The 25,525-nt window shown below is 55.8% G+C and carries 23 protein-coding genes and 2 tRNA genes; 6 read left to right on the top strand and 19 right to left on the bottom strand.

The window, feature by feature from the left end:
* From rffC to trxA, 7 genes are all read right to left on the bottom strand, one after another.
* Entirely contained in the window at positions 1–678 is a 678-nt protein-coding gene (gene rffC / locus ACHH0Z_RS21345) for a dTDP-4-amino-4,6-dideoxy-D-galactose acyltransferase (RefSeq protein WP_045408979.1), read from the bottom strand.
* The gene (gene wecC / locus ACHH0Z_RS21340) at positions 675–1,937 is read right to left on the bottom strand and encodes a UDP-N-acetyl-D-mannosamine dehydrogenase (RefSeq protein WP_045408981.1); all 1,263 of its coding nucleotides are present in this window, start codon (positions 1,935–1,937) and stop codon (positions 675–677) included. The genes rffC and wecC overlap by 4 nt, the downstream gene beginning before the upstream one ends.
* Entirely contained in the window at positions 1,934–3,064 is a 1,131-nt protein-coding gene (gene wecB, locus ACHH0Z_RS21335) for a non-hydrolyzing UDP-N-acetylglucosamine 2-epimerase (protein WP_045408984.1), read from the bottom strand. Before wecB ends, wecC begins: the two co-directional genes overlap by 4 nt.
* Positions 3,065–3,120: 56 nt before the next feature.
* On the bottom strand, positions 3,121–4,167 hold the full coding sequence (wzzE, locus tag ACHH0Z_RS21330; RefSeq protein WP_008501563.1) for an ECA polysaccharide chain length modulation protein: 1,047 nt from the start codon (positions 4,165–4,167) through the stop codon (positions 3,121–3,123).
* Positions 4,168–4,180: 13 nt separating this feature from the next.
* Positions 4,181–5,284: a UDP-N-acetylglucosamine--undecaprenyl-phosphate N-acetylglucosaminephosphotransferase gene (gene wecA, locus ACHH0Z_RS21325; RefSeq protein ID WP_032654049.1), complete on the bottom strand. Its 1,104-nt coding sequence runs from the start codon at positions 5,282–5,284 to the stop codon at positions 4,181–4,183.
* A 242-nt stretch (positions 5,285–5,526) separates the two neighbouring features.
* Positions 5,527–6,786: a transcription termination factor Rho gene (gene rho, locus ACHH0Z_RS21320; RefSeq protein ID WP_008501566.1), complete on the bottom strand. Its 1,260-nt coding sequence runs from the start codon at positions 6,784–6,786 to the stop codon at positions 5,527–5,529.
* 345 nt (positions 6,787–7,131) lie between these two features.
* A complete protein-coding gene (gene trxA, locus ACHH0Z_RS21315; protein ID WP_006179218.1) occupies positions 7,132–7,461 on the bottom strand; it encodes a thioredoxin TrxA in 330 nt (109 codons plus the stop codon).
* A 144-nt stretch (positions 7,462–7,605) separates the two neighbouring features.
* Between trxA and rhlB the strand changes: the two genes are divergently transcribed.
* Both rhlB and gppA read left to right on the top strand, forming a co-directional pair.
* Entirely contained in the window at positions 7,606–8,874 is a 1,269-nt protein-coding gene (gene rhlB, locus ACHH0Z_RS21310) for an ATP-dependent RNA helicase RhlB (protein ID WP_021242834.1), read from the top strand.
* 6 nt (positions 8,875–8,880) lie between these two features.
* On the top strand, positions 8,881–10,365 hold the full coding sequence (gppA, locus tag ACHH0Z_RS21305; protein WP_021242833.1) for a guanosine-5'-triphosphate,3'-diphosphate diphosphatase: 1,485 nt from the start codon (positions 8,881–8,883) through the stop codon (positions 10,363–10,365).
* A 51-nt stretch (positions 10,366–10,416) separates the two neighbouring features.
* On the opposite strand, the gene rep is transcribed toward gppA, so the two are convergent.
* Positions 10,417–12,441 carry a DNA helicase Rep gene (gene rep / locus ACHH0Z_RS21300; RefSeq protein ID WP_008501569.1) on the bottom strand — a complete coding sequence of 675 codons (2,025 nt, stop codon included), beginning with the start codon at positions 12,439–12,441 and terminating at the stop codon, positions 10,417–10,419.
* An 85-nt stretch (positions 12,442–12,526) separates the two neighbouring features.
* Here rep and ppiC point away from each other — a divergent pair, with 85 nt between their 5' ends.
* A complete protein-coding gene (gene ppiC / locus ACHH0Z_RS21295) occupies positions 12,527–12,808 on the top strand; it encodes a peptidylprolyl isomerase PpiC (RefSeq protein WP_008501570.1) in 282 nt (93 codons plus the stop codon).
* 85 nt (positions 12,809–12,893) lie between these two features.
* Here the strand turns inward: ppiC and ilvC are convergent, their stop codons facing one another.
* Entirely contained in the window at positions 12,894–14,369 is a 1,476-nt protein-coding gene (ilvC, locus tag ACHH0Z_RS21290) for a ketol-acid reductoisomerase (protein WP_008501571.1), read from the bottom strand.
* A 152-nt stretch (positions 14,370–14,521) separates the two neighbouring features.
* Between ilvC and ilvY the strand changes: the two genes are divergently transcribed.
* Entirely contained in the window at positions 14,522–15,412 is an 891-nt protein-coding gene (ilvY, locus tag ACHH0Z_RS21285; protein ID WP_023293577.1) for an HTH-type transcriptional activator IlvY, read from the top strand.
* 45 nt (positions 15,413–15,457) lie between these two features.
* Here ilvY and ilvA read toward each other — a convergent pair whose 3' ends face one another.
* The 7 genes from ilvA to ilvL all read right to left on the bottom strand — a co-directional run bounded on the left by ilvA (position 15,458) and on the right by ilvL (position 22,008).
* Positions 15,458–17,002 carry a threonine ammonia-lyase, biosynthetic gene (gene ilvA, locus ACHH0Z_RS21280; protein WP_039267211.1) on the bottom strand — a complete coding sequence of 515 codons (1,545 nt, stop codon included), beginning with the start codon at positions 17,000–17,002 and terminating at the stop codon, positions 15,458–15,460.
* A gap of 2 nt (positions 17,003–17,004) precedes the next feature.
* The gene (gene ilvD, locus ACHH0Z_RS21275; protein ID WP_044597480.1) at positions 17,005–18,855 is read right to left on the bottom strand and encodes a dihydroxy-acid dehydratase; all 1,851 of its coding nucleotides are present in this window, start codon (positions 18,853–18,855) and stop codon (positions 17,005–17,007) included.
* A gap of 60 nt (positions 18,856–18,915) precedes the next feature.
* Positions 18,916–19,845, bottom strand: coding sequence for a branched-chain-amino-acid transaminase (gene ilvE, locus ACHH0Z_RS21270; RefSeq protein ID WP_014885677.1), 930 nt, complete (start codon positions 19,843–19,845; stop codon positions 18,916–18,918).
* 18 nt (positions 19,846–19,863) lie between these two features.
* A complete protein-coding gene (gene ilvM / locus ACHH0Z_RS21265; protein ID WP_003860184.1) occupies positions 19,864–20,127 on the bottom strand; it encodes an acetolactate synthase 2 small subunit in 264 nt (87 codons plus the stop codon).
* Positions 20,124–21,770 carry an acetolactate synthase 2 catalytic subunit gene (gene ilvG, locus ACHH0Z_RS21260; RefSeq protein WP_045408985.1) on the bottom strand — a complete coding sequence of 549 codons (1,647 nt, stop codon included), beginning with the start codon at positions 21,768–21,770 and terminating at the stop codon, positions 20,124–20,126. Before ilvG ends, ilvM begins: the two co-directional genes overlap by 4 nt.
* Positions 21,771–21,772: 2 nt before the next feature.
* Positions 21,773–21,823 carry a peptide IlvX gene (ilvX, locus tag ACHH0Z_RS21255; protein WP_192930497.1) on the bottom strand — a complete coding sequence of 17 codons (51 nt, stop codon included), beginning with the start codon at positions 21,821–21,823 and terminating at the stop codon, positions 21,773–21,775.
* An 86-nt stretch (positions 21,824–21,909) separates the two neighbouring features.
* Entirely contained in the window at positions 21,910–22,008 is a 99-nt protein-coding gene (ilvL, locus tag ACHH0Z_RS21250; protein WP_001311244.1) for an ilv operon leader peptide, read from the bottom strand.
* Between the two features lie 340 nt (positions 22,009–22,348).
* On the opposite strand from ilvL, the gene ACHH0Z_RS21245 reads away from it, so the two are divergent.
* Positions 22,349–23,869: a YifB family Mg chelatase-like AAA ATPase gene (locus tag ACHH0Z_RS21245; protein WP_045408988.1), complete on the top strand. Its 1,521-nt coding sequence runs from the start codon at positions 22,349–22,351 to the stop codon at positions 23,867–23,869.
* A gap of 30 nt (positions 23,870–23,899) precedes the next feature.
* On the opposite strand, the gene ACHH0Z_RS21240 is transcribed toward ACHH0Z_RS21245, so the two are convergent.
* Complete coding sequence (locus ACHH0Z_RS21240) at positions 23,900–24,238, bottom strand: DUF413 domain-containing protein (RefSeq protein ID WP_008501577.1); 339 nt, start codon at positions 24,236–24,238, stop codon at positions 23,900–23,902.
* Between the two features lie 118 nt (positions 24,239–24,356).
* On the opposite strand from ACHH0Z_RS21240, the gene hdfR reads away from it, so the two are divergent.
* Positions 24,357–25,178 carry an HTH-type transcriptional regulator HdfR gene (hdfR, locus tag ACHH0Z_RS21235; RefSeq protein WP_021242824.1) on the top strand — a complete coding sequence of 274 codons (822 nt, stop codon included), beginning with the start codon at positions 24,357–24,359 and terminating at the stop codon, positions 25,176–25,178.
* A 99-nt stretch (positions 25,179–25,277) separates the two neighbouring features.
* Here hdfR and ACHH0Z_RS21230 read toward each other — a convergent pair.
* Positions 25,278–25,353 (bottom strand) — tRNA-Trp (locus ACHH0Z_RS21230).
* A 53-nt stretch (positions 25,354–25,406) separates the two neighbouring features.
* Positions 25,407–25,483: transfer RNA gene (locus tag ACHH0Z_RS21225), tRNA-Asp, on the bottom strand.
* Positions 25,484–25,525 lie beyond the last annotated feature (42 nt).

The following is a 25,525-nucleotide window of genomic DNA, read 5'->3' as shown; positions in this document are numbered from 1 at the left end:
TCACCTGTATAACCAGTAGGCGGTGGCGTCGATGTTGGCACCACTCGCAATATAACGTTTAAGCGCGGCGGTGTTGCCCACCTGGGTCGCCACCCGCAGCGTCTCAACCTGCTGCTGCTGCGCCCAGTGCAGCGCCGCCTGCATAAGTTTCTCACCCATGCCGCGCCCGGCTAATAAGCCAATACGCGCCTCGCGCACGTTGAGCTTGCGAAGCGAGACGAACCCCTGGAGTTGACCGTCCCCTGCGCGGAAAACCAGGCAGACGTGGTCAAAGGTGCCTTTAACCGCATTCTCTATCCACTGGGCATAGAAACGGCCGCTATCGTCAGGTGCGTACCAGGGCGCACGAAAGCGGCTCTGCGCAAACGCCTGAGCCGCCATCTGACGCAGCACGGGAATATCCTGTTCGGTTGCGATTTCAGCGCCGGGTGCATCATGCCGGGTGAGGGTTATGGAAAGGTCTGCCTCACCTTCCACCAGCTGAAAGCCGCGTTGCTGGAGCGCATCAAGCAGGTCGGTACGGTCCGCCGGGATCTTCGCCTGAATGCGTTGCCAGGCGATGAAATCCGATTCAGCCAGTACCGGCGCATCATCGCGCAGACGCACAATGGCCGACGGCAGGCCGAAAAAGGCACTCTCCCACTGCAGGGGCTCAAATACCCCGTTCAGGCTGTTCAACGCCAGACACCTTTGGTATCAACGACATACTTCTGACGCACCGCATCACCGGACGTCGCTTTAAACTCTTGATGATCCACCAGCAGCACCAGCACGTCCGCCGTCGCCAGCGCCTCATCCAGCGCTGCCAGCGTGCAGTGCCCCGCCAGTTTTGCCGGCAACTCATGGATATTCGGCTCAACCACCAGCGTTTCACCCTTGTGCCATTCGGCAATCATCTGAGCAATTTCCATTGCCGGGCTTTCGCGCAGGTCGTCAATGTTGGGTTTGAATGCCAGACCAAAGCAGGCAATTTTCAGCTCGCTGGCGCGCTTTCCGCTCTCTGCCAGACAATCCGCTACCGTGGTTTTGACATGATTGAGCACCCAGTGAGGTTTGCTGTCGTTCACTTCACGCGCGGTGCGAATCAGGCGCGCCTGCGCCGGATTCTGAGCCACAATAAACCACGGATCGACGGCGATGCAGTGTCCACCCACGCCCGGGCCTGGCTGGAGAATGTTTACACGCGGATGGCGATTCGCCAGGCTAATCAACTCCCAGACGTTAATCCCCTGATCGGCGCAAATCAGCGACAGTTCGTTCGCAAAGGCGATATTAACGTCACGGAAGCTGTTCTCCGTCAGCTTGCACATCTCGGCGGTGCGGGAGTTTGTCACCACGCACTCGCCTTCCAGGAAAATCTTGTACAGCGCGCTGGCACGCTCGGAACAGACGGGCGTCATACCGCCAATGACGCGGTCGTTTTTAATCAGTTCGACCATGACCTGGCCCGGGAGGACGCGCTCCGGGCAGTAGGCGATGTTGATATCCGCCTGCTCCCCCGCCTGTTGCGGGAAGCTTAAATCAGGGCGCGCGTCGGCCAGCCACTGCGCCATCTGCTCGGTAGCACCGACCGGAGAGGTTGATTCCAGAATCACCAGCGCCCCTTTCTTCAGCACAGGGGCAATGGACTTTGCCGCCGCCTCGACGTAGACCATGTCGGGCTCGTGGTCGCCTTTAAAGGGCGTTGGAACGGCAATCAGGTAGGCATCCGCTTCAACCGGCGTGGTACTGGCGCGCAGGAAGCCGCCCTCCACCGCCTCTTTCACTACGCGATCCAAATCGGGCTCGACAATATGAATCTCGCCACGGTTAATGGTTTCCACCGCACGGGCGTTGATATCCACACCGACAACCTGTTTCTGACGAGAGGCAAACGCCGCCGCGGTAGGCAAGCCAATGTAGCCAAGACCAATGACAGAGATGGTAGTAAAACTCATAGCGATACCCGATTGTTTTTAAGTGCATGCAAAATACGGCCACAAGCCTGCCCGTCTCCATACGGATTATGGGCCCGGCTCATCGCCTGATACGTTTCGTCGTCATGCAGAAGGCGCGTGACCTCTTCGACGATGAGTTCCGCGTTGGTGCCGACCAGACGCACCGTACCGGCTTTGACCGCTTCCGGACGTTCGGTGGTTTCACGCATCACCAGCACCGGTTTGCCAAGAGAAGGCGCTTCTTCCTGAATGCCGCCGGAATCGGTAAGGATCAGCCAGGCATGGTTCATCAGCCAGACAAACGGCAGATAGTCCTGAGGTTCAATCAGAAGGACATTTTCGATATGGCCCAGGATGCGGTTAACCGGCTCGCTGACGTTAGGATTGAGATGGACCGGATAGACGATCTGCACGTCGTCGTTCTGCGCCGCGATTTCAGCCAGCGCGTGACAGATTTGCTCAAAACCCCGGCCAAAGCTTTCGCGACGATGGCCGGTGACCAGAATGGTTTTTTTGCCGTTGTGCAGGAATGGATAGCGGGCAGCGAGTTCTTTCTTAAGCTCGTCATTTGCGAGGACGCGATCGCGTACCCAAATCAACGCATCGATGACCGTATTGCCGGTCACAAAGATTTTGTTATCGGCGATATTTTCACGCAGCAGGTTCTGACGCGAGTTTTCCGTTGGGGCAAAGTGGTACATCGCCAAATGGCCGGTAAGCGTGCGGTTGGCCTCCTCCGGCCACGGCGAATAGAGATTGCCGGTACGCAGACCCGCCTCAACATGCCCCACGGGAATTCGCTGGTAAAACGCGGCCAGGCTGGTCGCCACGGTCGTGGTAGTGTCGCCGTGTACCAGCACCACGTCAGGCTTGAATGACTCCAGGATAGGCTTCAGCTCTTGCAGAATGCGACAGGTTATCTCCGTCAATCCTTGCCCCGGTTTCATAATATTGAGGTCGTAATCCGGGACGATGGAAAAGAGCGTTAACACCTGATCGAGCATCTCACGGTGCTGGGCCGTGACGCACACTTTCGCTTCAATATCAGGATCGCTGGCCAGCGCATGAACCAGAGGTGCCATCTTAATGGCCTCCGGCCTGGTGCCAAATACGGTTAGTACTTTCACATCGATTCTCTTCGATTAGGCGATGAAGGCCGCAGCCTTCATCGTAGACGGCATTCTTAGTTTGTGCGACGACGCGTTAACGCCACGCCAGCGCCCGTCAGTGCGCCTACAATCCCCCACATGATCATCAGGAATGCACGACGCGGACTATCGCGTTTTACAGGTTCTTCAGGCGTTCGCAAATAACGATAGGTCTGAAAACGCGGGTCCAGAGATGGACCGACATTAAGCGTATTGAGCATCGCGCGATTTTGATCGTAATCGAGGTCAAAATCAGGACCGACGGCCTGAAGGTTTTCCAGACGTGCCTGCAACATGGGGCGGCCAAGGAGGAACATCTCTGAATCAGGCAGTTCATCAGCCGGCACGTCCGTTTCAGTACGGGAAATATTGTGCTGTTCCGCAATTTTCAGCGCCTGCTCAATATTGTGTACACGGCGAGCGAAAATCGCTTTAGCCACCTCTTCCTGACGTTTCACCTGCGCTTTCATCTGGATGGTGCGAGCCGACCAGGCGCCTTTAAGCTCTTCGTTAAGATGGCTTGCGGCACGCTGGCTGGCAAACGCGACATACTGACGCAGCAGGTTGTTGGCGTCCGGCGCGGTTTCTGCAATCAGCTTGACGCTGTCATTCACGTTACGCAGGGCGTCGCCCGGCATAAATTGTATATTGTTAATCAGATCGTCCAGCAGAGCGGCATCGGCTTTGGTGTTATCAACCCGACGCTGCTTGTAGTAATCCGTCTGGGACCAGAAGTCGCGGCGCGTATCCCACGAAGCCAGTTGCATCACAAACTCTTTATAGGCCTCATCCATAACGGAGACCTGATCCGGCGTGGCGAGGTTAGCTTTGATATCCAGGTTTCGCAGGAATTGCTGTTGGGAATAGAACCCCCCAAGCATGTTAACCGTTGGTTTGTCAGTGATTGCCGTGGCGCTCCACTCTTGTTTTGCAAAGAACGTATAGGCCAGCGCTAACAGTGCAAACCCCAGCGCGATCCCCGCAATCCAAAGTTTGCCTGCCCATAACACGCGAAACAAACCCCGAATATCCAGTTCATTCTCAGTTACCACTGATTTCGCTCCCGCCAACGGTTGAGTCATCATAGTCCCGGTTTTACTTAGTTAATGTTGTGTTTTTGCCACTGTTACGACGCATCCTGCGTTTAATACGTTTAATGAACCGCGCTACTTTCCATGCGCGCTTAATGCAGTAGCCGTACAGGAAAAATGCGAGCAAGAACAATGCCAACATAACCCACTCAGGAATAATATGAGAATATTCTGCAGCCACACCAATCGCGGCCAAAATAGCGGCGGCCAGTGTAATAAGCACAAACGCCTGACGGGACGTAAAACCCGCACGCATGATGAGATGATGAATGTGTTGGCGGTCGGGAGAGAAAGGACTCATCCCTTTGCGCAGGCGGCGATACATAATCGCCACCATATCCATTAATGGAATGGCAATAATCCACAGCGCTGTTACAGGACTTATCGGATGGGTTTGACCCTGCGTAGTTTCAAGCAGGATCCAGATAACCGTAAAACCAATCAGCGTACTGCCTGCGTCTCCCATAAAGACTTTATAGCGACGACCCAGCACACCGAGGTTTAAGAGGATATAAGGCAGAATGGCAGCAATCATGGCAAAACACCACATTGCCAGGCTGTACTGACCATCAAACCATAAAATAATGCCGATAGCGGCGAACGAGACGGATGACAATCCACCGAGCAGGCCGTCAATGCCATCCACCATGTTGAAAGCATTGATTGCTGCCCAGACAGCAAAGAGTGTCAGGAAGAAGCCAAATGGCCCCAGGACTAACTCCCAGGGGCCAAACACATACCCGAGGCTTCTCAGATACAGTCCGCCCACTACCATCATCACCACGCCAATGGCCGCCTGAACGGTAGCGCGTATTTTCACCGCGATATCAAACCGGTCATCAAGAGCCCCGACTAACACCAGGACACCGGCGCAGGCGACATAAAGGGCGGCATGCGGGATATAATAATCGGCAATCCCAAACGTGAAGCAAATCCCTGCGTAAACAGAAATTCCGCCGACTAGAGGAATAAGTCCCTGATGGCGTTTACGAAAATTTGGCTTATCCACTAACCCTATTCGTTTTGCCACCTTACGTGCGATGAACAAAAAACAGGTTGTGAATAAAAAAATACTGATCAATTCAGTAACGGCGGTGAATAGATTCACAATGGATTGCTCTCAACAAATGTTAGTCCCGGAAGTATAACCATGAAGCCATTACCTCAGAAGTAATAAAGATGGCTTCTTACAACTCCCTTTGTATATTTTTCAAACAATTATTACTTTGACTGTGCAAACGGTCTTATTGTCGCACCGACAGGTCAAAATTGGGAGTAGGTGGTACTAGCGTATAGTCCATAAAAGAAAAACGCCACGTAAAAACGTGGCGTTCGCTGGCTTTATTTGCGTTACGAGCGTTTCATCATGTCGAAGAAATCGTCGTTGGTTTTGGTCATCGCCAGTTTGTTAATGAGGAACTCCATCGCGTCGATTTCACCCATTGGATGAATGATTTTGCGCAGGATCCACATTTTCTGCAGCTCTTCCTGGGTGGTGAGCAGCTCTTCTTTACGGGTACCGGAACGGTTGTAGTCGATAGCCGGGAAGACGCGTTTTTCAGCGATCTTACGAGAGAGGTGCAGTTCCATGTTGCCTGTCCCTTTAAACTCTTCGTAGATAACTTCGTCCATCTTAGAGCCGGTATCGATCAGCGCGGTCGCGATGATGGTCAGGCTGCCGCCCTCTTCGACGTTACGTGCAGCACCGAAGAAACGTTTTGGACGATGCAGGGCGTTAGCATCCACACCACCGGTCAGGACTTTACCAGACGCCGGGACCACGGTGTTGTAGGCACGCGCCAGACGGGTGATGGAGTCGAGCAGGATGATCACGTCTTTCTTGTGCTCAACCAGGCGTTTTGCCTTCTCGATAACCATTTCCGCAACCTGAACGTGGCGAGATGCTGGTTCGTCGAAGGTAGAAGCAACCACTTCACCTTTAACCAGACGCTGCATCTCGGTCACTTCTTCCGGACGTTCGTCAATCAGCAGCACCATCAGCACGCAGTCAGGGTGGTTGTAAGCAATGCTCTGCGCGATGTTCTGCAGCAGCATGGTTTTACCCGCTTTTGGCGGCGCCACAATCAGACCACGCTGACCACGACCGATTGGTGAGGCCAGATCCAGAACGCGCGCGGTTAAGTCTTCGGTAGAACCGTTACCACGCTCCATACGCAGGCGAGAGTTCGCGTGCAGCGGCGTTAAGTTCTCAAAGAGGATCTTATTACGCGAGTTTTCTGGTTTGTCGAAGTTAACTTCATTGACTTTCAACAGCGCAAAGTAGCGTTCACCCTCTTTAGGAGGACGAATCTTACCTGAAATGGTGTCACCAGTGCGGAGGTTGAAACGGCGGATTTGGCTGGGGGATACGTAGATGTCGTCAGGGCCGGCGAGGTAGGAGCTGTCTGCAGAGCGGAGGAAACCAAATCCGTCTTGCAATATCTCCAGCACACCGTCGCCAAAGATATCTTCGCCACTCTTAGCGTGCTGCTTCAGGATGGCGAAAATGATGTCCTGCTTGCGCATACGAGCCTGGTTTTCCAGCCCCATATTTTCGCCGAGAGTGATCAGCTCAGAAACCGGCGTATTCTTTAATTCGGTAAGATTCATAATGGTGTGGGTTCTTAAACTCGGGGTGATTCTCGAACTTAATGTTGTGAATGGTATGGCAGGGTCATCCATGCCTGTTTAGCGGCCATCAACTCATGTCTGTTCGCTGTCTGGTCACAGGGAAAGAACGCAGAACTGAAACGACAAGACGGATTGAGTGACAAGCCCGGAATTTAGCCACTTCACGCACTGTTCATGTTAACAACGGGAAGTATCGGGTAAAACAAGATTCAAACAACAAGATATGTTTAAAACGAAGTCATAGCTAACTTAGCACGACTTCAGCCGGGCGTCCAGAGTTCCGAATCATTTAGCCGGGGGCTCTGAACGCACAGCGGAGAAACCTTACGCCAGGTTAGCGTCGAGGAACTCTTTCAGTTGACCTTTGGACAGCGCGCCCACTTTGGTCGCCGCCACTTCGCCGTTTTTGAACAGCAGCAGGGTCGGAATACCACGGATACCGTATTTTGGTGCGGTGCCCGGGTTCTGGTCGATGTTCAGCTTGGCAACGGTCAGTTTGCCCTGATATTCGTCGGCGATCTCATCCAGAATCGGGGCGATCATTTTGCAAGGACCACACCATTCAGCCCAGAAATCGACGAGGATCAGCCCGTCAGCCTTAAGTACGTCCGTGTCAAAACTGTCGTCAGTCAGGTGAATAATTTTATCGCTCATATATAACTCCACAGGAATAAGCCTGGTACGTTGGTTTTGTCTCCACCAACGACGCGTTGATGTCGCATTAACCAACTAAAGGTTGACTTTATTTCACCGGATACGCTTTCGTAAAGCAATAGTAAGCTGATATTCTACCACACTATGAGCAAAACACATTTAACAGAACAGAAGTTTTCCGACTTCGCGCTGCACCCGAAGGTGATTGAAGCCCTTGAAAATAAAGGGTTTCATAACTGCACGCCCATTCAGGCCCTCGCGCTGCCGCTGACGCTGGCCGGTCGCGATGTTGCCGGGCAGGCGCAAACCGGTACCGGCAAAACGATGGCGTTTTTAACGTCAACGTTTCATTATTTACTTTCTCACCCAGCGATTGCAGACCGCAAAGTTAACCAGCCGCGCGCGCTAATTATGGCCCCGACGCGAGAACTGGCGGTACAGATCCACGCAGACGCTGAACCCCTGGCGCAGGCTACCGGCCTGAAGCTGGGCTTGGCCTATGGCGGCGACGGCTACGATAAGCAGCTGAAAGTGCTGGAAAGCGGTGTGGATATCCTGATCGGTACCACCGGCCGTCTTATCGATTACGCCAAACAGAACCACATTAACCTCGGTGCCATCCAGGTTGTGGTGCTCGATGAAGCTGACCGCATGTACGATCTGGGCTTCATTAAAGACATCCGCTGGCTGTTCCGCCGTATGCCTCCGGCTAATCAGCGCCTGAATATGCTGTTCTCTGCAACCCTCTCCTACCGCGTTCGCGAGCTGGCGTTCGAACAGATGAACAACGCCGAATACGTAGAAGTGGAACCGGAGCAGAAAACGGGTCACCGCATTAAAGAAGAGCTCTTCTATCCTTCTAATGAAGAGAAAATGCGCCTGCTGCAAACGCTGATTGAAGAAGAGTGGCCAGATCGCGCCATCATCTTTGCCAACACCAAACACCGTTGTGAAGACATCTGGGGCCACCTGGCTGCCGATGGTCACCGTGTTGGCCTGTTGACCGGCGACGTGGCGCAGAAAAAACGCCTGCGAATTCTTGAAGAATTCACCCGTGGCGATCTCGATATTCTGGTCGCCACCGACGTGGCTGCACGTGGTTTACACATTCCAGCCGTAACGCACGTCTTTAACTACGATCTGCCAGACGACTGTGAAGACTACGTACACCGTATCGGTCGTACCGGTCGCGCGGGCGCAAGCGGTCACTCTATTAGCCTTGCGTGTGAAGAGTATGCGCTGAACCTTCCGGCCATTGAGACCTACATCGGTCACTCTATTCCGCAGAGCAAATACAATCCGGAAGCGCTGTTAAGCGAACTGCCGCCGCCTAAGCGTCTTACCCGCCCACGCTCCGGCAATGGTCCGCGTCGTTCAGGCGGCGCACCGCGTAATCGTCGTCGTTCAGGTTAAGAAAATATGCTCAGCTCCACCTCGCTTTATGCGGCAATTGATCTCGGTTCGAATAGTTTTCATATGCTGGTTGTGCGCGAGGTGGCGGGAAGCATACAAACGCTGACGCGCATTAAGCGCAAGGTCCGCCTCGCGGCGGGCCTGAGCAGCGACAATCACCTCTCGCCTGAAGCCATGGAACGTGGCTGGCAGTGCCTGCGACTCTTTGCCGAGCGTCTGCAGGATATCCCGCACGCCCAAATCACCGTTGTCGCCACTGCGACACTTCGCCTGGCGGTTAACGCCGTGGATTTTATTGCCAGAGCGCAGGAGATTCTCGGTTGCCCGGTTCAGGTTATCAGCGGTGAAGAAGAAGCTCGTCTGATTTATCAGGGTGTTGCACACACCACGGGGGGTGACGATCGCCGCCTGGTGGTGGATATCGGCGGAGCCAGTACCGAGCTGGTGACCGGCACCGGCGCGCAGGCTACGTCGCTGTTCAGCCTGTCGATGGGCTGCGTGACCTGGCTTGAGCGCTATTTTACCGATCGTAATCTGGGTAAAGAGAACTTCGACGAGGCAGAAAATGCCGCGCGCGAGGTATTACGTCCCGTGATGGACGAACTGCGCTATCACGGCTGGAAAGTGTGCGTGGGTGCGTCGGGGACCGTGCAGGCCCTGCAGGAAATCATGATGGCGCAGGGAATGGACGAGCGGATTACGCTTGCCAAACTTCAGCAGCTAAAACAGCGCGCCATCCAGTGCGGACGCCTGGAAGAACTGGAAATTGAAGGCCTGACGCTGGAACGCGCGCTGGTCTTCCCGAGCGGGCTGGCCATTCTGATCGCCATTTTCACCGAGCTCAACATCCAGTGTATGACCCTTGCCGGCGGCGCGCTGCGCGAAGGCCTGGTCTACGGGATGCTGCATCTGTCGGTCGATCAGGATATCCGTAGCCGAACCCTGCGCAACGTACAGCGTCGTTTTCTGGTTGATATCGATCAGGCAGGACGCGTATCGCAGCTGGCGTCTCGCTTCGCCGATCAGGTCGCTAACGTCTGGGATCTTGATCATCTGAGCCGCGATTTATTGCTGAGCGCCTGTGCGCTGCATGAAGTGGGGCTGAGCATTGATTTTAAGCAGGCCCCCGCTCACGCAGCGTATCTGGTTCGCAACCTGGATTTACCGGGCTACACGCCCGCACAGAAAAAGCTGCTGGCAACGCTGCTGCTGAACCAGACCAACGCCGTTGATCTCTCATCATTGCATCAGCAAAACGCCGTACCGCCGCGCGTAGCCGAGCATCTGTGCCGCCTGCTGCGTCTGGCGATTCTCTTTGCCAGCCGCCGTCGCGATGATTTGCTGCCTGCAATCAATCTGGTGGCCGATGACGAAAAACTGTCGCTGACGCTGCCGGAAAACTGGATTGAACGTCACCCGCTTGGGGCAGAGATGATCGAGCAGGAGTGCCAGTGGCAGAGCTATGTGCACTGGGTGCTGGAAGTGAAGTAATACGCTGAACATTGCCGGGTGGCGGCTTCGCCTTATCCGGCCTGCTCATCATTATCCTTTCTCTTTGGCTTTTGCCAGCATGGCGCGAATGTTCGCCACGTTAGCCTGCCCCTTATGCATCCGCTCTTCTGCGGTAATCACTTTGCGTTCCTGTTCCCAGATCAGGTCGTCCTGCGGCAGCTCCAGCAGGAAACGGCTCGGCTCCGGGCGGACGAGTTCGCCATACTGACGGCGCTCTTTACACAGCGTGAACGTCAGCTCTTTCTGCGCACGGGTGATCCCCACGTAGGCCAGACGGCGCTCCTCGTCGACGTTATCTTCGTCAATGCTGCTCTGGTGCGGTAACAACCCCTCTTCCATACCAACCAGATAGACATACGGGAACTCCAGACCTTTTGACGCGTGCAGCGTCATCAGCTGTACCTGATCGGCCTCTTCTTCGCTCTCGCCGCGCTCCATCATGTCGCGCAGGGTAAAGCGGGTGACGACCTGCGTCAGGGTCATCGGCTCGTCGATTTCAGAGCCTTCCAGCATTTCGGTCATCCAGCTGAAGAGCTGGTTAACGTTTTTCATGCGCATCTCAGCCGCTTTCGGGCTGGCCGAGGTTTCGTACAGCCAGGACTCATAGTCGATGCCGTGAATAAGATCGCGCACCGCCGCCACCGGCTCGCGCTCCGCAAGACGCTGCACTTCGCCGAGCCAGTGGGTGAATCGTGTTAACGAATCGTAACCGCGGCCGGTTAACGTCTGGCTCAGCCCCATGTCGAAGCTGGCGGTAAACAGGCTTTTATTGCGAGTCATTGCCCACTCGCCCAGCTTTTGCAGCGTCGCAGGGCCAATCTCGCGCTTCGGCGTATTCACGATGCGCAGAAACGCGCTGTCGTCATCCGGGTTCGTGAGGACGCGCAGATAGGCCAGCAGATCTTTAATCTCTGGCCGTGAGAAGAACGACGTACCGCCCGAAATTTTGTACGGGATGCGGTTCTGCATCAGCATCTTTTCAAAGACGCGCGACTGGTGATTGCCGCGATAGAGGATCGCGTAATCCTTATATTCGGTTTTATTGACGAAGTGGTGGGCAATCAGTTCGCCCGTCACGCGCTCCGCCTCATGCTCTTCATTATTGGCGCTGAGCACCTTCAATTCAGTACCGTAACCCAGCTCGGAGAAGAGACGCTTCTCAAACACGTGCGGGTTATTGGCAATCAGGATGTTTGCTGCCTTCAGGATACGCCCGGAGGAGCGGTAGTTTTGCTCCAGCTTAATCACCTGCAGGGCGGGGAAATCTTTGCTCAGCAGCACCAGGTTTTGCGGACGCGCGCCGCGCCAGGAGTAAATTGACTGGTCGTCGTCGCCGACAACGGTGAAACGCGCGCGCTGCCCCACCAGCAGCTTCACCAGCTCGTACTGGCTGGTGTTGGTGTCCTGATACTCATCCACCAGCAGGTAACGGATTTTGTTCTGCCAGCGCTCGCGAACCTCTTCGTTCCGCTGCAGCAGCAGCGTGGGCAGCAGAATCAGGTCGTCAAAGTCCAGCACGTTGCACGCTTTCATGTGCGCATCGTACAGACCGTAGCAGTGGGCGAAGATCCGATCCCGTTCGCCTTTGGCGATCGCCGCGGCCTGGGCCGGGGTCATCAGATCGTTTTTCCAGTTTGAGATCGTTGAGATCAGCTGCTGCAACAGCACCTTGTCATCTTCGATCAGCCCCTCGGTGAGCTCTTTGAGCAACGCCACCTGGTCGGTATCATCGAAGAGCGAGAAGTTGGACTTCATTCCCAGCGCCGCATACTCGCGTTTGATGATATCCAGCCCCAGCGTGTGGAAGGTGGAGATCATCAGGCCGCGCGCCTCTTTACGCCCCAGGGTCTGGCCGACACGCTCTTTCATCTCACGCGCCGCTTTATTGGTAAAGGTTACCGCCGCAATGTGCCGGGCCTGATAGCCACAGCCGCGGATCAGGTGCGCAATCTTATTGGTGATAACGCGCGTTTTGCCGGATCCTGCACCCGCCAGCACCAGACACGGTCCGGTGACAAATTCGACGGCTTGTTGTTGTCCGGGGTTTAAACGCATAAATGATCACTCAATGAAAGTCAGGAGGGGAGAATAACAGCGTGGTAGTATAGCGAGCCTAATCCATACCACTCAAGGCACGATCATGGCAAAAACAGCAGCAGCACTGCATATTCTTGTTAAAGAAGAGAAACTGGCTCTGGATCTTCTGGAGCAGATCAAAAACGGCGCCGACTTCGGCAAGCTGGCGAAGAAGCACTCTATCTGTCCGTCAGGCAAACGCGGCGGCGATCTGGGTGAATTCCGCCAGGGTCAGATGGTACCGGCATTCGATAAAGTGGTCTTCTCCTGCCCGGTGCTGGAGCCAACCGGCCCGCTGCACACGCAGTTCGGCTACCACGTAATTAAAGTACTGTACCGCAAATAAACAAGCCGGGTGGCGACTGCGCCTACCCGGCCTACATCTTACGGTTTTGTAGGTCGGGTAAGCAAAGCGCCACCCGACAAGCTTGTTAACCCGCTACCGCGATACGCTTCATGTCGGTCATGTAGCCACGCAGTTTGTGACCCACTTTCTCGATCTGGTGGCTGCGAATGGCTTCGTTCACGTCGCGCAGCTGCGCGTTGTCCACGGCACCTTCTGCAATCGCTTTACCCAGATCGCCCGGCTGCAGAGTGGTCATAAACTCTTTCAGCAGCGGTACGCAGGCGTAAGAGAACAGGTAGTTACCGTATTCTGCGGTATCCGAGATAACCACGTTCATTTCGTACAGACGCTTACGGGCGATGGTGTTCGCGATCAGCGGCAGCTCGTGCAGTGATTCGTAGTACGCAGACTCTTCAATGATGCCGGAATCCACCATGGTTTCGAACGCCAGCTCAACGCCTGCTTTCACCATCGCGATCATCAGCACGCCTTTATCGAAGTACTCCTGTTCGCCGATTTTACCTTCGTACTGTGGCGCGGTTTCGAACGCGGTCTTACCGGTCTCTTCACGCCAGGTCAGCAGTTTCTTATCGTCGTTCGCCCAGTCAGCCATCATGCCGGAAGAGAACTCGCCGGAAATGATGTCGTCCATATGTTTCTGGAACAGTGGCGCCATGATGGTTTTCAGCTGTTCAGACAGCGCGTAAGCACGCAGTTTTGCCGGGTTGGACAGACGGTCCATCATCAGCGTAATACCGCCCTGCTTCAGCGCTTCGGTGATGGTTTCCCAGCCGAACTGAATCAGTTTTTCCGCGTATGCCGGGTCGGTGCCCTCTTCAACCAGCTTATCGAAGCACAGCAGAGAACCGGCCTGCAGCATGCCGCACAGAATGGTCTGCTCGCCCATCAGGTCGGATTTCACTTCGGCAACGAAGGACGATTCCAGCACGCCCGCACGGTGGCCGCCGGTCGCCGCTGCCCATGCCTTGGCAATCGCCATGCCTTCGCCTTTCGGATCGTTTTCCGGGTGAACCGCGATCAGCGTCGGCACGCCGAAGCCACGTTTGTACTCTTCACGGACTTCGGTACCCGGGCACTTCGGTGCCACCATCACTACGGTGATGTCTTTACGGATCTGCTCGCCCACTTCAACGATGTTGAAGCCGTGGGAGTAACCCAGCGCCGCGCCGTCTTTCATCAGCGGCTGTACGGAACGCACAACGTCTGAGTGCTGCTTGTCCGGCGTCAGGTTAACCACCAGATCCGCCTGCGGGATCAGCTCTTCGTAGGTACCCACTTTGAAGCCATTTTCGGTCGCTTTGCGCCAGGAGGCACGCTTCTCGGCAATCGCTTCTTTGCGCAGGGCGTAGGAGATATCCAGACCGGAGTCACGCATGTTCAGGCCCTGGTTCAGACCCTGTGCGCCACAGCCGACGATGACCACTTTTTTACCCTGAAGGTAGCTCGCGCCATCGGCAAATTCATCGCGCGCCATGAAGCGGCATTTGCCCAGCTGCGCCAGCTGCTGGCGCAAGTTCAGTGTATTAAAGTAGTTAGCCATGGGTGATACCTCGTGATGTTGTGTGTCTTATTGTTCGGTTCGCGTTTCAGCGAGAATGTACCCACATTACAACAGGAAATTTATTGCGGAAATTGATATATTCACAACGTCACATTGCAATTTATGCAATGTAAAAAGAGGGAGTGGAATCGGTGGATTTACGCGATCTGAAAATGTTCCTGCACCTGGCGGAAAGCCGTCACTTTGGCCGCAGCGCCCGGGCGATGCACGTCAGCCCCTCCACGCTTTCGCGCCAGATCCAGCGCCTTGAGGAAGACCTCGGCCAGCCGCTGTTCGTGCGCGATAACCGCACCGTCACCCTCACGGAAGCGGGCGAAGAGCTGCGTATTTTTGCCCAGCAGACGCTGTTGCAGTACCAGCAGCTGCGGCACTCTATCGATCAGCAGGGGCCGTCACTCTCCGGTGAGCTGCATATTTTCTGCTCCGTGACCGCCGCCTACAGCCATCTGCCGCCCATCCTTGACCGCTTTCGCGCGGCGCATCCGTCGGTTGAAATTAAGCTCACTACCGGCGACGCTGCCGACGCGATGGAAAAAGTGGTGACAGGCGAAGCGGATCTCGCCATTGCCGGGAAGCCGGAAACCCTGCCGGGCGCGGTAGCGTTCTCGATGCTGGAAAATCTGGCGGTGGTGTTGATTGCCCCGGCGCTGCCCTGCCCGGTGCGTAACCAGGTATCGGTGGAAAAACCGGACTGGTCCACGGTGCCGTTTATCATGGCCGATCAGGGCCCGGTTCGCCGCCGCATTGAGCTGTGGTTCCGCCGTCAGAAAATCAGCAACCCGTCGATTTACGCCACCGTCAGCGGCCATGAGGCGATGGTGTCGATGGTGGCGCTGGGCTGCGGCGTGGCGCTGCTGCCGGAAGTGGTGCTGGACAACAGCCCGGAGCCGGTGCGCAATCGCGTGATGATTTTAGAGCGCAGCGACGAGAAAACGCCGTTTGAGCTTGGCGTGTGCGCACAAAAAAAGCGGCTGCATGAGCCGCTTATTGATGCGTTCTGGACGATATTGCCGAACCACTAAAGCCGGGTGGCGCTGCGCTTACCCGGCCTACTTGCCGCTCAACCCTTAGCCTGCCAGGAAGAAGCGGAACGCCGGGTTGTGGGTTTCATCGTGACACTCATAGCCCAGCTCGTTCAACCGCGTTTCGAAATCCGGCTCGTGCTCGCCCAGTTCAAACGCCGCCAGCACGCGGCCGTAGTCGGTACCGTGGCTGCGGTAGTGGAACAGGGAGATGTTCCAGTGCGTGCCCAGCGTGTGCAGGAACTTGAGCAACGCGCCCGGCGATTCAGGGAACTCAAAGCTGAACAGGCGTTCCCTGAGCGGCTTCGAAGGACGGCCGCCGACCATGTAACGCACGTGCAGCTTCGCCATCTCGTCGTCGGAGAGATCGACCACGCTATAGCCGCCCTCATGCAGCAGGTTGAGGATCTCTTTGCGCTCCTCCACGCCGCGGCTCAGACGCACGCCGACAAAAATACAGGCGTCTTTAGCATCGGCAAAACGGTAGTTAAACTCCGTCACCGAACGACCGCCCAGCAGCTGACAGAACTTCAGGAAGCTGCCCTTCTCTTCCGGAATGGTCACCGCCAGCAGCGCTTCACGCTGTTCGCCCAGCTCGCAGCGCTCGGACACGTAGCGAAGACCGTGGAAGTTCACGTTGGCCCCGGAAAGCACGTGCGCCAGACGCTCGCCGCGGATGTTGTGCTGCGCGATGTATTTTTTCATCCCCGCCAGCGCCAGCGCGCCGGACGGTTCCGCCACCGCACGCACGTCTTCGAACAGATCTTTCATCGCCGCGCAGATGGCATCGCTGTCCACCGTGACGATATCGTCGAGATATTCCCGGCACAGGCGGAAGGTTTCGTCGCCAATGCGCTTCACCGCCACGCCCTCGGCAAACAGCCCGACGCGCGGCAGGTCGACCGGATGCCCGGCATCCAGCGCCGCTTTCAGGCAGGCGGAGTCTTCCGCTTCCACGGCAATGACTTTAATCTGCGGCATCAGCTGTTTGATCAGCACCGCCACGCCTGCGGCTAAACCGCCGCCGCCCACCGGGACAAAGACCCGGTCGAGATGGGCATCCTGCTGCAGCAGCTCCAGCGCCAGCGTGCCCTGCCCGGCAATCACCATCGGGTGGTCGAACGGCGGCACCCAGGTGAACCCCTGCTGCTGAGCCAGCTCAATCGCTTTGGCTTTTGCTTCGTCAAAGTTGGCCCCGTGGAGCAAGACTTCGCCGCCGAAACCGCGCACCGCGTCGACCTTGATGTCGGCGGTAGCAACCGGCATCACGATCAGCGCCTTCAGCCCCAGACGAGCAGACGAGAACGCCACGCCCTGGGCGTGGTTGCCCGCCGAGGCGGTAATCACGCCCCGCGCTTTTTGCTCGTCGGTCAGCCCGGCCATCATCGCGTAGGCGCCGCGAAGCTTGAAGCTGTGCACCGGCTGGCGGTCTTCGCGCTTCACCAGAATAACGTTGTCCAGGCGCGAAGAGAGTTTTTCCATTTTCTGCAGGGGCGTGACCTGAACGGCTTCATAGACCGGTGCGCGCAGCACCGCCCTGAGATATTCCGCCCCCTCGGGGGCGGCGGATAAGGGTTGTGACTCGGCCATCATTAGCCCCCAAGTTTAGATTTATCGCGCACCGCGCCTTTATCTGCACTGGTGGCAAGGCTCGCGTAGGCGCGCAGGGCAAAGGAGACTTCGCGCTGGCGGTCTTTCGGCGTCCAGGCTTTGTCGCCGCGCGCTTCCTGCGCTTCACGACGGGCCGCAATTTCCCGATCGCTCAGCTTGAGCTGAATGCCGCGATTCGGAATGTCGATTTCGATCAGATCGCCGTCTTCGATGATGGCAATGTTGCCGCCGCTTGCCGCTTCCGGGGAAACGTGGCCGATAGAGAGGCCGGAAGTGCCGCCGGAGAAACGACCGTCGGTGATCAGCGCACAGGCTTTACCGAGGCCCATGGATTTCAGGAAGGTGGTCGGGTAGAGCATCTCCTGCATGCCCGGCCCGCCTTTTGGCCCTTCGTAGCGAATGACAACCACGTCGCCTTCCACCACTTTGCCGCCGAGGATGGCGTCTACCGCTTCATCCTGGCTTTCGTACACCTTCGCCGGACCGGTGAATTTCAGGATGCTGTCGTCCACGCCAGCGGTCTTCACGATGCAGCCATTTTCCGCAAAGTTACCGTACAGCACGGCCAGGCCGCCGTCTTTGCTATAGGCATGCTCCAGCGAGCGGATGCAGCCTTCAGCGCGGTCATCGTCCAGGGTATCCCAGCGGCAGTCCTGCGAGAACGCCTGGGTAGTACGAATACCAGCAGGGCCCGCGCGGAACATCTTTTTCACCGCGTCGTCTTTGGTCAGCATCACGTCGTACTGGTTCAGCGACTCCGGCAGCGTCAGGCCAAGCACGTTTTTCACGTCACGGTTCAGCAGCCCGGCGCGATCCAGTTCGCCGAGGATACCGATGACGCCACCCGCGCGATGCACGTCTTCCATATGGTACTTCTGGGTACTCGGTGCGACCTTACACAGCTGCGGCACTTTACGGGAGAGCCTGTCGATGTCGCTCATGGTGAAGTCGATTTCGGCTTCCTGCGCGGCGGCCAGCAGGTGCAGAACGGTGTTGGTGGAACCGCCCATGGCGATGTCCAGGGTCATGGCGTTCTCGAACGCCGCTTTGCTGGCGATGCTGCGCGGCAGCGCGCTGGTGTCGTCCTGCTCGTAGTAGCGCTTAGTCAGTTCAACGATGCGTTTACCGGCGTTGAGGAACAGCTGCTTACGGTCGGCATGGGTCGCCAGCAGCGAGCCGTTGCCCGGCTGAGACAGACCCAGCGCTTCGGTCAGGCAGTTCATGGAGTTCGCCGTGAACATACCGGAACAGGAGCCGCAGGTCGGGCACGCGGAGCGCTCCACCTGGTCACTCTGCTCGTCAGAGACTTTCGGGTCCGCGCCCTGAATCATCGCATCGACCAGGTCGAGCTTGATGATTTTGTCGGAGAGCTTGGTTTTCCCCGCTTCCATCGGGCCACCGGAGACGAAGATCACCGGAATGTTCAGGCGCAGGGAGGCCATCAGCATCCCCGGGGTGATTTTGTCGCAGTTGGAGATACAGACCATCGCATCGGCGCAGTGGGCGTTAACCATGTACTCTACCGAGTCGGCGATCAGCTCGCGCGACGGGAGTGAATAGAGCATGCCCCCGTGGCCCATCGCGATACCGTCATCCACCGCAATGGTGTTGAACTCTTTCGCCACGCCGCCGGAGGCTTCGATTTGCTCGGCAACCAGCTTACCGAGATCGCGCAGGTGCACGTGGCCCGGTACGAACTGGGTGAAGGAGTTCACCACGGCGATAATTGGCTTGCCGAAATCGGCGTCGGTCATTCCGGTGGCGCGCCACAGTGCGCGGGCACCGGCCATGTTACGGCCGTGGGTGGTGGTGGCTGAACGATACTTAGGCATGCTTTATTTACTCCCGTCTGACTATGTAATGGGACGGTGCGTGCCGTCCCAAATTTATATTTAGTGATTAACCTGATCCAACCAGCCGTATTTATCTTCTGTCTCGCCGGTGAAGAGGCCAAAGAACGCTTGCTGAATGCGTTTGGTGACCGGGCCACAGCGGCCTTCGCCCACCTGAATGCCGTCTACGCTGCGTACCGGCGTGATTTCAGCCGCGGTACCGGACATAAACACTTCATCGGCCAGGTACAGGGATTCGCGGGACAGCACCTGCTCGCGCACTTCGATACCCAGATCTTTCGCCAGCTTGATGATGGCATCACGGGTGATGCCCGGCAGCGCGGACGAGGTGAATGGCGGCGTAAACAGAATGCCGTCTTTCACTTCAAACAGGTTTTCACCTGCGCCTTCGGAGATGTAGCCATTCACGTCGAGCGCGATACCTTCCTGGTAGCCGTGACGGCGCGCTTCGCTGCCGACCAGCAGGGAAGAAAGGTAGTTACCGCCCGCTTTAGCCGCGGTCGGGATGGTGTTGGGTGCAACGCGATTCCAGGAAGAGACCATTGCGTCGATCCCCTGCTCAAGGGCTTCAGCACCCAGGTAGGCACCCCATGGGAACGCGGCAATGATCACATCGGTGTTGTAACCGGCTGGCGGGTTCACGCCCATGCCGACGTCGCCCACGAAGACCAGCGGACGAATATAGGCGCTGGTGAGGTTGTTCTTACGGATCACCTCGCGGCAGGCTTCCATCAGCTCATCCACACTCTGAGAAACCGGGAAACGATAAATTTTGGCTGAGTCATGCAGACGCTGCATGTGTTCGCGATGGCGGAACACCACTGGCCCTTTGTGAGAATCGTAGCAGCGGATGCCTTCAAACACGGAGGTACCGTAATGCAGCGCGTGGGACATCACGTGGACCTTCGCGTCCTCCCAGCGAACCATCTCACCGTTGAACCAAATGTAATCAGCTTTTTTTGTCGTCATTTTTTCGTCCTGTCACGCTTAAGCGCGGATTTGTTGTGATGTGGTTGTGCTCTGGCAGATGGCAACATGGGCAACGTCTACCAGCTTTGATAACTGACTAAACAGTAAGTCGACCGGCCGCGGGCTGGCAACGGTTAATTCGATACTGATGTTTTGCGCGTCGGTGGCCGTCTCCATATTCATAGAGCAAATCTGAAAACCACGATGACGCACCACGCGCAAAACGCGTTCTAATGTTTCCGGGTTGAAGCGAGCCTGCACGGCGACCTGATGTTGCATCATGATAATTTCTCCAGCATTTGTGAGTTACTGGCACCGGGCGGTACCAACGGCCAGACGTTCTCAAGCTCGTCGATTGAGACATGAAGCAGGTATGGCCCTTCGCTTGACAGCATGGTGTCGAGTGCCGCTTCAACCTGGTCTTTACAGGTGATGTGCTGACCAGGAATGCCGAAGGCGCTGGCCAGGGTGAGGAAATCGGGGTTATCGGTCAGGGTGGTTTCACTGTAACGTTCCTGGAAGAACAGCTGTTGCCACTGGCGAACCATCCCTAAACGCTGGTTATCGAGCAACACGATCTTCAGCGGTAACTGCTTGCGCTTCACGGTGCCGAGCTCCTGAACGTTCATCATGAAGGAGCCGTCACCGGAGATACAGATAACGGTATCGTTCGGGCGGGCAACCTGTGCGCCAACCGCGGCTGGCAGACCGAAGCCCATCGTCCCTAACCCGCTGGAAGTGATGAAGTTTTCCGGACGGGTGTAGGTCATGTGCTGGGCGGACCACATCTGATGCTGGCCGACATCGGTCGTCACCACGCTGTCGGCGGGCTTACGGTCGGACAACTGCTTCAACAGCAGCGGCGCGTAGATGGCCTCGCCGGGATGGTCGTAACGCCAGGCGTGCTCGGCGCGCATGTCGGCGGTATGCTGACGCCATGCGTTGATATCCAGCGGCTGCTGCAATGCCGGTAACAGCGCGTTAAGATCGCCCTGCAGCGCGACGTGCGCCTGACGCAGCTTGTTCATCTCCGCCGGGTCGATATCCATATGGATAACTTTGGCGTTCGGCGCAAAGGTATTCAGCTTACCGGTGACGCGGTCGTCAAAACGGGCACCGACGGCGATGAGCAGATCGCACGCCTGCACCGCCAAGTTTGCCGCTTTGGTGCCGTGCATCCCCAGCATGCCCAGATAGTAGGGGTAATCGGCATCTACCGCACCCAACCCTTTCAGCGTGCAGGTGGCAGGCATTTGCGTTGCCGCGATAAATTCGCGCAGGGCAGGAACCGCCTGCGCCATACCTACGCCACCACCAACGTACAGCATCGGCTGTTTCGCCTGCGCCAGCATCTGACGGGCCTCTTCGACTTCCGCATGCGGAAACGCGTCGTCGTGTCCAACGGTGGAGAAGTGCGGCTCCAGTTCGCCGTGTGCGACCTGGATATCTTTCGGGATATCGACCAGAACCGGACCAGGGCGGCCGGAGCTGGCAACCTCGAATGCTTCTGCCATTACGCGCGGCAGCTCTTCCAGAGACTGAACGAGAAAACTGTGTTTGGTGCAGGCCAGCGATAAACCGAGTACATCGACTTCCTGGAACGCGTCGGTGCCGATGAACGGAGAGGCAACCTGTCCAGTGATGGCAACAACGGGAACGGAATCCAGCAGCGCGTCTGCCAGACCGGTGATGAGGTTCGTTGCGCCCGGACCTGAGGTCGCCATACAGACACCGGTTTTACCGGTGGCACGGGCATAACCGATGGCGGCCATCGCTGCGCCCTGCTCGTGTCGGCACAACAGGTGCTCCACGCCGCCGTCATACAGTGCATCGTAAATCGGCATAATTGCGCCACCCGGATAACCGAATACTGTCTCGACTCCCTGCGCGCGCAACGCATGTACTACCCACTGTGCCCCATTCATAGTTAGTTCCCCGTCATAAATCGGGAGAAACAGAATTTTGTGCTACTTGTCATTCTCTGCTCCTCATTTACGTTTTTTAGTCATAAAAAAACCCCCGGACCTTTCGGTGCGGGGGTCTTAGTTCGTTAAGGCTTGATTTCTAAGCCTTTCCTCGTCCAAGTGCAGCCCCGCACGGTGGGATAATAATCACCACCACGCTAATCACGACCAGGCTAATCACTCGTAGAAGGGCTGTCATTTTCAGTTCTTTTTGCATCTTGTTCGAAGGAATACCTAAAGAGTTATCACAGTTTTTAAATCAAACACAAGATTTATTTATGACGGATTTGGTTAGCCCGCGAATCATATTTCTTAAAATCGTTGTTTTATATACGGAAATTAGAAAATGAATATTTTTCACTTTTTTACTCCTCCGCTAACCGTCAAAACAGGTTTTTTTCGCTTTGCGAGGAGGGTTCCACGATTGTGCAATAGTTTCAGTGTGCTTTTAAAATCCCTGAACAGGCAGCGTAAATTCGCTAAATAGCGCTAAACAGGCATAACGCGTACTGGCATAGTCACACCAGGAGGTAGTGCAAATGTCACTGTCAGTTGTTTATACGCGTGCGGCTCTCGGGGTAAAGGCACCGCTTGTTTCCGTAGAGGTTCATTTGAGTAATGGGCTGCCCGGACTCACGCTTGTCGGGTTACCTGAAACGACGGTTAAAGAGGCCAGAGATCGCGTTCGCAGCGCAATAATAAATAGCGGTTATACCTTCCCCGCGAAGAAGATCACCATCAACCTTGCCCCCGCCGATCTGCCCAAAGAGGGCGGGCGATACGATTTACCTATCGCCATTGCGCTTCTCGCGGCTTCTGAGCAGCTTACTACGACCAGGCTAGGCTCGTACGAGTTCGTGGGTGAACTCGCGCTCACAGGCGCATTGAGAGGCGTTCCCGGTGCGATATCGGGAGCGCTGGAAGCCATTCGTGCAGGGCGGCAAATCATTGTCGCCAATGAAAACGCATCAGAAGTGAGTCTTATTGCCGAAAAGGGGTGTCTCATCGCCGGGCATCTTCAGGAAGTGTGTGCCTGGCTGGAAGGCCGACATGAACTGTCCGAGCCGGAGGAGTGCGACGAGGCTGTAGTAGATGCGCCAGAAGATCTCAGTGAGATCATGGGACAGGAGCAAGGTAAACGGGCGCTGGAGATTACGGCTGCAGGTGGACACAATCTCCTGCTGATTGGCCCGCCTGGTACAGGTAAAACGATGCTGGCGAGCAGGCTGAGCGGGTTGCTCCCGCCGCTCAATAACCATGAAGCGCTGGAAAGCGCTGCCATATATAGCCTCATCAGTTCGGCATCGTTGCAAAAACAGTGGCGCCGTCGCCCTTTTCGTTCCCCACATCATAGCGCTTCACTGACGGCAATGGTCGGCGGTGGGTCTATCCCCGGACCGGGTGAGATTTCACTGGCACACAATGGCATTCTGTTTCTTGATGAGTTGCCTGAGTTTGAGCGTCGCGTGCTGGATGCATTGAGAGAACCTATTGAATCTGGTGAGATACATATCTCGCGCACGCGGGCCAAAATAAGCTATCCCGCGCAGTTTCAACTGGTCGCTGCGATGAATCCCAGCCCGACGGGGCATTATCAGGGCAACCATAACCGCTGTACGCCAGAGCAGACGCTGCGCTATCTGGGAAAGCTTTCCGGCCCATTCCTCGACCGTTTCGATTTATCTCTCGAAATCCCCCTTCCGCCGCCGGGCCTGCTCAGGCAGACGGGCATAACGGGTGAGAGCTCAGCAAAAGTGCGCGAGCGGGTGATCGCTGCCCAGGCACGACAATACGCCCGTCAAAACAGGCTGAATGCTCGGCTTGATAATGCCGGGATCCGGCAGTTTTGTTCGCTTAACAGTGAGGATGCAGGATGGCTGGAGGAGACGTTGACGCGCTTTGGGCTGTCTATACGTGCGTGGCAACGTTTGCTGAAAGTAGCCAGAACCATTGCTGACGTGGAGGGATGTACTGACATTGAGAGGAAACACTTGCAGGAGGCGCTGAGTTACCGCGCTATCGATCGTTTGCTGCTGCACCTGCAGAAGTTGCTGGCATAAAAAAAGGGGCCGTAGCCCCTTCTTATCATCTTAGTCATCAGACTCGGTGTAGTCTTCTGCACCTTCCATCTGCGGCTTACCGCCAGACAGCGTATGGAAGCGCTTTGGACGCTTAATGCGTGCCATATACTTGATCCATACACGTTCCGCTTCAGACTGCGGCTCACGCTCACCACGGCAAACAGAAACAAACTGTTTTTCGTCTTCGGTAGCAGGCTCACGCTTGCCCAGATCCAGCTCGTTAAAGGCATAACCATGGCGCTCAAGCAGTTGAGCTTCTTTGATGGTGAAATCGCCGTGACGAGAGAACCCGCGCGGATAATGTTTATTGTCGAAAAAACGATTAGTCGTCGTAAAGCTTTCCGCCATCCTACACGCTCCTAATTCTTTGGCCGAGCTATTTATGGCGCGGAGTATTAGTTACGCTTGACAGAGTGTAAAACAAAACATTTAAATCATAACGACAAATAATTTTGCGGAGAAAGATGTGGATACGGAATTGCTTAAAACTTTCCTTGAAGTGAGCAGAACACGCCACTTTGGGCGAGCAGCTGAAGCCCTTTACCTGACGCAGTCAGCAGTCAGTTTTCGTATTCGACAGCTGGAAAATCAACTGGGTGTGAATCTTTTTACCCGCCATCGCAACAATATCCGCCTCACGCCCGCTGGCGAAAAACTACTGCCGTACGCAGAAACGCTGATGAATACCTGGCAGGCGGCACGCAAAGAGGTTGCACATACTTCGAGGCATAATGAGTTCTCAATAGGGGCCAGCGCTTCCCTGTGGGAATGTATGCTCAGTCAGTGGCTTACCCGGCTTTATCAATCTCATAGCCACTTGCAATTTGAAGCCAGGATTGCGCAACGGCAGTCGCTAGTTAAGCAACTTCATGAGCGCCAGCTTGATCTTCTTATCACAACCGAAGCCCCCAAGATGGACGAATTTAGCAGCCAGATTGTGGGCCAGTTTGGCCTGGCGCTGTATGCCTCTGAACCGTCGATGATGAAGGCAGACCTGACCTATTTGCGCCTGGAATGGGGGCCTGATTTTCAGCAGCATGAGACGGGCTTGATTGCACCTGATGACGTCCCACAGTTAACGACCAGCTCTGCAGAGATCGCCTGTCAGCAACTACCCTTACTGAGAGGTTGTACCTGGTTACCTGTTCGCTGGGCAGACACTAAAGCTGGGCTGCATACCGTAATGGATTCCACCACGCTTACCAGACCGCTGTATGCGATTTGGCTGCAAAACAGTGATAAGCAGTCGCAGATAAAAGATCTGTTAAAAATCAATGTAATGGATTGATACATCAGCCAGCATTCCTGCTGGCTGAATAGTAAGAAAAGGCGTTTTTACAGTCTTTCAGGCAAAAAAAAATCCTTTGCCGAAGCAAAGGATTCTATATGGCAGGGGCGGAGAGACTCGAACTCGCGACACCCGGTTTTGGAGACCGGTGCTCTACCAACTGAGCTACGCCCCTAAAGTTTTTTGCCATTAAGCCTGCCAGTAAGGCAGGCTTAATGTCTTAATAAGTGGCGGAACGGACGGGACTCGAACCCGCGACCCCCTGCGTGACAGGCAGGTATTCTAACCGACTGAACTACCGCTCCACCGAAGACTGCTTGTAACCACCGGATTAATGCACCGGCTTA

The sequence above is a fragment of the Enterobacter cloacae complex sp. 2024EL-00227 genome, assembly GCF_043945315.1.
In the GTDB taxonomy this organism is placed as follows: domain Bacteria; phylum Pseudomonadota; class Gammaproteobacteria; order Enterobacterales; family Enterobacteriaceae; genus Enterobacter; species Enterobacter roggenkampii.
This window is presented reverse-complemented; position numbering and strand designations above follow the sequence as displayed.

Bases quoted from the DNA above. Each gene is read 5' to 3' on its own strand.
- wecC (WP_045408981.1), bottom strand. From the start codon at position 1,937: ATGAGTTTTACTACCATCTCTGTCATTGGTCTTGGCTACATTGGCTTG.
- wzzE (WP_008501563.1), bottom strand. From the start codon at position 4,167: ATGACTCAACCGTTGGCGGGAGCGAAATCAGTGGTAACTGAGAATGAA.
- rho (WP_008501566.1), bottom strand. From the start codon at position 6,786: ATGAATCTTACCGAATTAAAGAATACGCCGGTTTCTGAGCTGATCACT.
- trxA (WP_006179218.1), bottom strand. From the start codon at position 7,461: ATGAGCGATAAAATTATTCACCTGACTGACGACAGTTTTGACACGGAC.
- rhlB (WP_021242834.1), top strand. From the start codon at position 7,606: ATGAGCAAAACACATTTAACAGAACAGAAGTTTTCCGACTTCGCGCTG.
- gppA (WP_021242833.1), top strand. From the start codon at position 8,881: ATGCTCAGCTCCACCTCGCTTTATGCGGCAATTGATCTCGGTTCGAAT.
- rep (WP_008501569.1), bottom strand. From the start codon at position 12,441: ATGCGTTTAAACCCCGGACAACAACAAGCCGTCGAATTTGTCACCGGA.
- ppiC (WP_008501570.1), top strand. From the start codon at position 12,527: ATGGCAAAAACAGCAGCAGCACTGCATATTCTTGTTAAAGAAGAGAAA.
- ilvC (WP_008501571.1), bottom strand. From the start codon at position 14,369: ATGGCTAACTACTTTAATACACTGAACTTGCGCCAGCAGCTGGCGCAG.
- ilvA (WP_039267211.1), bottom strand. From the start codon at position 17,002: ATGGCCGAGTCACAACCCTTATCCGCCGCCCCCGAGGGGGCGGAATAT.
- ilvD (WP_044597480.1), bottom strand. From the start codon at position 18,855: ATGCCTAAGTATCGTTCAGCCACCACCACCCACGGCCGTAACATGGCC.
- ilvE (WP_014885677.1), bottom strand. From the start codon at position 19,845: ATGACGACAAAAAAAGCTGATTACATTTGGTTCAACGGTGAGATGGTT.
- ilvM (WP_003860184.1), bottom strand. From the start codon at position 20,127: ATGATGCAACATCAGGTCGCCGTGCAGGCTCGCTTCAACCCGGAAACA.
- ilvG (WP_045408985.1), bottom strand. From the start codon at position 21,770: ATGAATGGGGCACAGTGGGTAGTACATGCGTTGCGCGCGCAGGGAGTC.
- ilvL (WP_001311244.1), bottom strand. From the start codon at position 22,008: ATGACAGCCCTTCTACGAGTGATTAGCCTGGTCGTGATTAGCGTGGTG.
- ACHH0Z_RS21245 (WP_045408988.1), top strand. From the start codon at position 22,349: ATGTCACTGTCAGTTGTTTATACGCGTGCGGCTCTCGGGGTAAAGGCA.
- ACHH0Z_RS21240 (WP_008501577.1), bottom strand. From the start codon at position 24,238: ATGGCGGAAAGCTTTACGACGACTAATCGTTTTTTCGACAATAAACAT.